Consider the following 1,607-nt stretch of genomic DNA (forward strand, 5'->3'; position numbering starts at 1 on the left):
GCGGTCGATGTGCGGGTTCAACTACCGTCGGGTGGCCCCGGTCACGATGATGCGGCAGCTGGTCGCCGACGGTCGGCTCGGGGTGATCCGGCACGGGCCCACCTCCGGCTGGCCCGGGGGTGGAGCCAGAGCAGAACCGCCGCCGAGCTCTGCGCCGTCTCCGGCGTGCCGACGCTCAGCCGGCACGAGGTCTCCCGCTGGGAGCGGCACCTGCGCGTCCCCGGCGGTTTCTGGCTGGGCTGGCTCGCCGTCGTGCTGGCCGTCCCGCTCGACGTGCTGGTGGAGGCGGCGGTCCGCACCCGCCGGATGGGCGGGTACGCCGACGAGCGGTCCGCCCGGCGCTTCCGGGCGGCCGTGGCGAGGGCCGGTCCGTACCTGCCCCGGACGCCGTCGGGGCCGGGCCGTCCGGGCGGTCGCCGGAGCCCCACCGACCGGGCGGCGCGTCGCGCCCCCGGCGATACGCCGGGGACCGTCACGACCGGCTAGCGTCGTGGGGTGACCCACGCTGCTCCTGTCTCCCCCGTCGACCGCGCCGGGCTGCGTCAACGGATCGACAAGTCCCTGTCCGAGTTCCTGGCGACCCAGCGCACCTGGATGGCCGGGGTCGACGACGCCCTGGCGCCGGTGGCCGAGGCGATCGAGGCGTTCGTCCTCGGCGGCGGCAAGCGACTCCGGCCGGCCTTCGCCTACTGGGGGTTCCGAGGAGCCGGCGGGGTCGACACCGACCAGGTGGTCACCGCCCTGGCGGCGCTGGAGTTCGTGCAGGCCAGCGCCCTGATCCACGACGACCTCATGGACCGCTCCGACACCCGTCGGGGCGAGCCGGCGGTGCACCGGCGGTTCGCCGCCCGGCACCGCGCGGCCGGCTGGGGCGGTGACGCGAACGGCTTCGGCGACGCCGCCGCGATCCTGCTGGGCGACCTCTGCCTGGTCTGGTCCGACGAGCTGCTGCACTCCGCCGGGCTGGAGCCCGCGACGGTGGCCCGCGCGCGGCCGGTCTTCGACGAGATGCGCACCGAGGTGACCGTCGGGCAGTACCTCGACGTGCTGACCCAGGCCACCGGCGACACCTCGCTGGAGCGGGCCGGGAAGGTGGCCCGGTACAAGTCGGCGAAGTACACGGTCGAGCGGCCGCTGCTGCTCGGCGCCGCGCTGGCCGACGCGCCCGCGGAGGTCCGGTCCGCGTACTCGTCGTACGGGTTGCCGCTGGGTGAGGCGTTCCAGCTCCGCGACGACGTGCTGGGCGTGTTCGGCGACCCGGCGCAGACCGGCAAGCCGGCCGGTGACGACCTGCGGGAGGGCAAGCGCACCTACCTCGTGGCGGCGGCGCTGGAGGCCACCGACCAGTCGGGCCGGGAGCTGCTGCTCGGCGGCCTCGGTGACCCCGCGCTCGACGAGGCGGGCGTCGCCCGGCTCCGCGAGCTGATCACCGACACCGGCGCGCTGGCCCGCGCCGAACACCGTATCGCCACGCTGACGGAGGGCGCGCTGACCGCGCTGACCACCGTCGACCTGGACACCGAGGCCCGCCAGGCCCTGGTCGACCTGGCCATCGCCGCCACCCACCGCCCCGCCTGACCGCCCCGCCGCCGCGCGCAGGGCCGGGG

2 protein-coding genes are annotated in these 1,607 nt (G+C 76.4%); both read left to right on the top strand.

What is annotated here, in order from left to right; all coding sequences use genetic code 11:
• Positions 1–165 precede the first annotated feature (165 nt).
• Complete coding sequence (locus tag AB0I76_RS29500) at positions 166–486, top strand: hypothetical protein (RefSeq protein ID WP_357042297.1); 321 nt, start codon at positions 166–168, stop codon at positions 484–486.
• A gap of 9 nt (positions 487–495) precedes the next feature.
• Positions 496–1,578, top strand: coding sequence for a polyprenyl synthetase family protein (locus AB0I76_RS29505; protein WP_357042294.1), 1,083 nt, complete (start codon positions 496–498; stop codon positions 1,576–1,578).
• Positions 1,579–1,607: the final 29 nt, after the last annotated feature.

This window comes from Micromonospora sp. NPDC049799 (genome assembly GCF_040656655.1).
Lineage (GTDB): Bacteria > Actinomycetota > Actinomycetes > Mycobacteriales > Micromonosporaceae > Micromonospora.